A 5,774-nucleotide genomic window follows, 5' to 3' on the forward strand; every position below is an offset into this window, starting at 1 on the left:
TACCGCCGCAGCGATCAATTGATCCTGTACTTCAGTCTTGCTTACATCCCAATCAATCGTGCCTTCATCAGCAGGAAGTGTTGGTAGTTGATTCGCCCATACGTGATCTGAGCTAACACCACCTAGTGGGAAGTCTGCCATAACTTTGAGTTTATTCGCATGCAGTTCAGCGATCAATTCTTTAAATTCTTCTTTCGTACCAAAATGCGGTTCGATTTCCGAATAATCCAATACTTGTTTCCCATCATAAGTTGCGGTCTTAAAAACGGGTCCTAAAGAAATTGTTGTAAAATGCATATCCAAAATGTGTTGCAATCTGTTGCTGATGCCGGCAAAATCTCCGCCATTAAAAACGCTAGGATCTTGCGCGTTAACATCATAATCATTTGATCCTAAGCCGTTATTGAAACGGTCAACAAGTAAATCATAAATACTCTCATCACTGAATGAAGTTTCAGTGGCATACGTGATTGGCTGTGCTATAAATAGGGCGAGCATACAAGCCGCCAGTAGTCCGGTAATTCGTTTCACTGTAGTAAATCCTCCTAACGCAAACTCTTTTATTAGTTTATCAAACGGCTGAAGCGTGTGCCATTCTTTCTTACTAAAACAACTATTGCCAGTCGTAAATACGGCAATCTTGTGAAAACTGAAGTGTAAAAGAGTACAAAAAAAGCAGGAGAAGAATTATACGAATTCCTCCCCCTGCTTAGTGAAATGATTCAATTATCATCTTTCAAAAAGAACTTTGGATCTTGCTGTTTACGCGCACTTAGAAAAACAGAGACCGCAAACATCGCCATCAATAATAGGACAACTAGTAAAAATATCCATCCAGCTTGTGATTCCATTTGCAAGCCTCTCCTTTGATCAAGTGTTATGCGAAAAAGTTAAAGCCAAGTGGTAATTTGAAACCGACATATAAAGTCACAAGCAAGAACACTACAAGTAAAATCCACATAAGTCCTGTATTCTTCCCTTTATTCCCACGAACAAGCACCATTTCCATAAATCCGATCGTTAGAAGACCAAGAATGAATTTAATTCCGTACTGCATAGAATCTAGAGACATATGCGTAAAGAATAGCGCTGCACCCGAGATAATGATTAAAATATAGAACAAACGCAAAATCATATGTGTAATCTTTTTACCCTTCGTTCCTTTAGCCATACTAGCAGATACTAAAAATACTACGATTGCCACTACCCATGTAAAAATATGCATGTGGGTCGTATCAGTTAAAAAACCCATTGTTGCCACCTCATTTTAATCTTTAGTCGATTACTATTTTACCATAGCTATCTATTGACTACTATTCAATTGCTCATATTCTGGTAAATACGAAGTGTACTTATTCGAATCGGTTAACTAAAGTTCCAATTCCTTCGACGGACACTTTTACTGTATCGCCTTTTTTCAAGTACGTTGGCGGATTCATACCTTTGCCTACACCAGCAGGAGTTCCTGTCAAAAGAACATCGCCCGCTTCAAGCGTGACGTATTTAGAAATTTCTGCAATCAAGTCATCAATTTTGAACAACATTGAAGATGTATTGCCATTTTGACGGACTTCATCATTTACTTTTGTAACGAGTGATAAGTTTTGTGGATTTGGAATTTCATCTTTTGTTACGACATAAGGACCCATCGGACATGAACCGTCTAAACTTTTCCCTAAGAAAAACTGTTTATGTTCAGTCTGTACATTACGTGCAGTAATGTCGTTAGCGATCGTATAACCAAACACATAGTCATATGCTAGTTGTTTCGGAATATTTCTACCTGTTTTACTAATAACGACAGCCAATTCACCTTCGTAATCCAATGAATCCGTTACGTCTGCATGAATTGGAAGCGTCTGTTCATCCCCTGCAATTGCTGTAGGAGATTTCGTGAATAACATCAGCTTTTCTGGTGCTTTTGCGCCTAGTTCCTCTGCGTGATCTGCATAGTTCTTACCGACACACAACACGTTTTTCGGTGTGCGTGGGATTGGCGATAGCCATTCAATATCAGTAAATGCATGTTTAAATTGCTCTACTTCTCCTGCTGCTTCTGTTTTCTCCACTAATTTACGAACTAATTCAACGAAATCTAGACCTAGTGATACCGCTTCAATCATTGTTTTAGGAAAATCAGCTTGTTCTTGTGCTTCAGCCATGGCCAAAACGTTCCACACTGCTTCCTCACGTTTTACTTTTGGTCCGAATAAAGTCTGCCCTTCGTAACGGAATGACAATAGTTTCATTTGATTGCCCAACCCTTCCCATGTGTATTCACATACTCCTATGTTACGACAAAAACTAATTTTTTTCCTCTTTATTCACAAAATTCTTCTCATAAGACAACTTACGCCAAATAAATTCCAGTGGTCCCATACGGAATTTGGACAGCCATACTTGGGCAAAAATCAGTTGAATCGCAAAAATGCCAACTGCCAGCATCGTGCCTGTCTCTATATCTACCTTACCATAGAGACCCGCTCCATATGAATAAAATATCAATGTCGCGATAATGGATTGCATAATATACGTCGTAAACGCCATCCGCCCAATGTTCGCAAACGGCTTTGTGATGATTTTTAAAAATGGTATTTGCCAGAGCAACAGGAAGAGCGCCGCATAACCGATCGCAAGTATAGGTCCGCCAACTATTGATTGTACGAGAAAGATATTTTCGAATTTCGGTGCATCCCAATAAGGTATACTTTTCAATACCACGCCTGCTGTAATGAAGGATACCATCACCGCAACTAACTTCCACCTCATTTTAAATATGTTCTCGATCATTTTCCATTTAGAAAATGCAGCACCTAGCATGAGTAAAGGCAAAATAATTACGACAGCTGTGATGGAACCGATCAACTGAAATGTCATAAATTCAATTGCTCGAAATGCGAAGATCTCCCCAAACGTACCTTTAGCATAAGCAGATATTGCCAACTCTATTTGCTGAATATCTACAAAGCCATCCAGCAATGAATTAGCATTACCTTTACGGCTAATGGTCAAGAAGACATACACCAGCAACGTTGGTACGAGATAAAGTACTAACGCTAGCGATAGCAGCCACTTCTTTGGTATACGTACAACCGCGATCATGACAAATCCCATCAACGCGTACGTGAACAAAATATCACCTGACCAGATGAGCAATGCATGAATGAGACCGAACACCATTAAGACGCCAAGACGTCTCGCTATAAAAGGTGCGAACGACGTCTGATTCTTAAGTGACTTCTCATACTGCATATTCAATCCATAACCAAACAGCATCGCAAATAACGGATAAAAACTTGCTTCGATAAATATATCGATCAATTTAAATGTCGACTGTTCACCGGGCGCTGAGAACCACGAATACGGATCCATATACGCGTAAGGCGAATGAAAATGCAGCATATTTGCGATAAAAATTCCAAGCAATGCAATTCCTCTTAAAAAATCGAGTCCTTCAACTCGCTCTGTAAGCGGTGTAGGAGTTAACTTCAAACTTTTTCCTCCTGTAAACTAATAGTTTTTGCCCCATCAAATAAATATAGTAACATCTCTTTGATGTTAATCGAAAGAATTGATTCTAGTACCTTTTTATATAAATTCAACTGCGTTCCGTAACGCGTTTGCATCTCCTTAGCAACCGCCGCGTCCGAAGTGAACCCACTGACGGTATCTGTTTTATAATCGACTAGCACCCATTCTCCGTCCTCTTGGAACAGACAGTCTGCAATACCTTGTAGTAGCTGGAACTCTCCTTGTTCCGCAGGTAGTGCGAACGTGAACGGCATTTCACGCAACATTTCAGGGGCTTGTTGCATACGCTTGCCTAAATCTGTTGTGTAGAACGTCACTATTGCTTCCGAGTCAATGGCAGCGGCTTCCTCTTTCGTCAACAACTCACGCGTCACTAGTTGTTCTACAAAGTCTTTTGCTTGCACAGTAGTTAGCGTCTGTTGCAAATCAAGATGTTGCATAACGGTATGCATCGCAGTTCCAATTTCCGCTTTTGTCAATGAGCGTTTCTGTAAAAACGAAGGGCGATCATGTAAGAATGATGGTCTACTAGCGACGTCAGGTATATGATTTTCAAATGGATCTGCGTCTCCACGTTCGAGTTCCAGCAGTGCCAATCGCTTCAACTCACTAACCGACTGCTTCGAAGACATCTGTACCGCCTGAGCATATGGATAGCGTGTTTCAAAGCGACTACGAACCGCTTCAACTAATTCTTTATCGGCTTCAACCGCTTCGTTGTCGAGCGGAATCCAGTCCTCTACATCCAGTGTATCGGAGTTACGGAATGCAGAAAACGGATACGCATTTACTTCCCAAGACGAAGGATCGTTCATTAATTCTCCTCCAGCCGCTTTGCCGAACTTTCCAAAATCGACATGACGTGCAATCGCAGGACCAATCCAATCCAAATAACCGGTTGCTCGCGAACGTTTATATTCCGGTAAGGGTGCTGATTCATCTAGCAATTGCGCTTCTTGCCACTGCGTCACCGTCTTTTCTATATCTTTGACGGAGGCTATCATCTCCAAATGCTCTTTAGCACGCGTCATCGCTACGTAGAGCACACGCATTTCCTCCGCACGCATTTCTAGCTCCTTCTTCTCTTTCACCGCTAAAAACGGCAATGACGTGAATGTGATGCGTTTATCTGGATCAATTGCTTTAACCGCCAATCCAAAGTGCTGATCAAATAAATACGGATTATGGAAATCCATTTTATTAAACGGACGTCCCATTCCAGCGAGGAATACATACGGAAATTCTAATCCCTTTGATGAGTGAATCGTCATAATGCGCACGACATTTTCCTTTTCACTCATGAAACGCGCTTCGCCAAGATCATCTCCGCGCTTTTGCATACGATCGATGAAACGAAGAAAACGAAATAATCCTCGGAAAGAAGTCTTCTCATAAGCCATCGCCCGGTCATGAAGTGCACGTAAATTCGCTTGGCGCTGTTTTCCGTTCGGCAAAATTCCAACCATTTCATAATAATACGTATCTGAATACACTTGCCAAATCAGTTCAGCGAGTGAACCATGTCTTGCCATATTGCGCCAATCTTCTAAACGTAAGAAAAAGCGCTGTAGTTTTTCTTGCGTCGCTGAATGAATGCCAGCACCACCTGTTTGAACAAATGTTTGAAGCGCCTCGTAAAATGAAACATTACGATTCACTAAACGAATTTGTGCCAGTTCATTTTCCGTCATCCCAACAAACGGCGCGCGCAGTACAGATACAAGAGGAATATCTTGATATGGATTGTCAATGACACGCAATGTATTGAGCATAATCATCACTTCAATCGCATCAAAGTACCCAGAAGATAACTCTACATAAACGGGAATTCCAGCTGCTTTTAGTTCATCTGCAATTTCACTTGACCACGTCATAGAACGCATGAGAATCACTATATCTCGATACTCCAATGGACGTTGTTTGCCACTAAACGCATCCGAAACTTGTTGCTGATCTGCTTGCCACTGCTTAATCTTCTGCGCGATGAAACGTGCTTCTGCTTGCGACTTTTTCATCTCTTGTTGCGCCTCTTGCTCTTCCGAAAACTCCATATCTTCTTCATTCTCATACAGTACAGTCAAGCCTGCCGATACGTCTTTTTCAGGATATTGCGCACCATACTTCAATGCAGCCGCTTCATCGTATTCAATTTCTCCGACACGCGTGCCCATAATCTGTCTAAAGATATAGTTCGTTGCGTCAAGCACTTCTTTACGGCTACGGAAATTGGCATTCAAGTCGAT

General features: G+C 41.4%; 5 protein-coding genes and 1 pseudogene (1 of these 6 cut by a window edge). All 6 read right to left on the reverse strand.

What is annotated here, in order from left to right; genetic code table 11:
• Positions 1-531, reverse strand: a 531-nt coding sequence (locus ORD22_RS01435; protein WP_317644061.1) for an alpha-amylase family protein, incomplete at its 3' end; no start/stop codon positions are given.
• Positions 532-722: 191 nt separating this feature from the next.
• Positions 723-851, reverse strand: a complete 129-nt coding sequence (locus tag ORD22_RS01440; RefSeq protein ID WP_317644062.1) for a hypothetical protein — start codon at positions 849-851, stop codon at positions 723-725.
• Positions 852-877: 26 nt separating this feature from the next.
• Positions 878-1,252, reverse strand: coding sequence for a YisL family protein (locus tag ORD22_RS01445; protein WP_317644063.1), 375 nt, complete (start codon positions 1,250-1,252; stop codon positions 878-880).
• Positions 1,253-1,352: 100 nt separating this feature from the next.
• Positions 1,353-2,249 (reverse strand): fumarylacetoacetate hydrolase family protein, encoded by an 897-nt coding sequence (locus tag ORD22_RS01450; RefSeq protein WP_317644064.1) that lies wholly within the window; start codon positions 2,247-2,249, stop codon positions 1,353-1,355.
• 55 nt (positions 2,250-2,304) lie between these two features.
• Complete coding sequence (locus tag ORD22_RS01455) at positions 2,305-3,492, reverse strand: DUF418 domain-containing protein (protein ID WP_317644065.1); 1,188 nt, start codon at positions 3,490-3,492, stop codon at positions 2,305-2,307.
• A pseudogene (addA, locus tag ORD22_RS01460) lies at positions 3,489-5,774 on the reverse strand (helicase-exonuclease AddAB subunit AddA); it runs 1,412 nt beyond the window's last position. The gene ORD22_RS01455 and the pseudogene addA overlap by 4 nt, the downstream one beginning before the upstream one ends.

Source organism: Sporosarcina sp. GW1-11, assembly GCF_033088395.1.
Taxonomy (GTDB): Bacteria; Bacillota; Bacilli; order Bacillales_A; family Planococcaceae; genus Sporosarcina.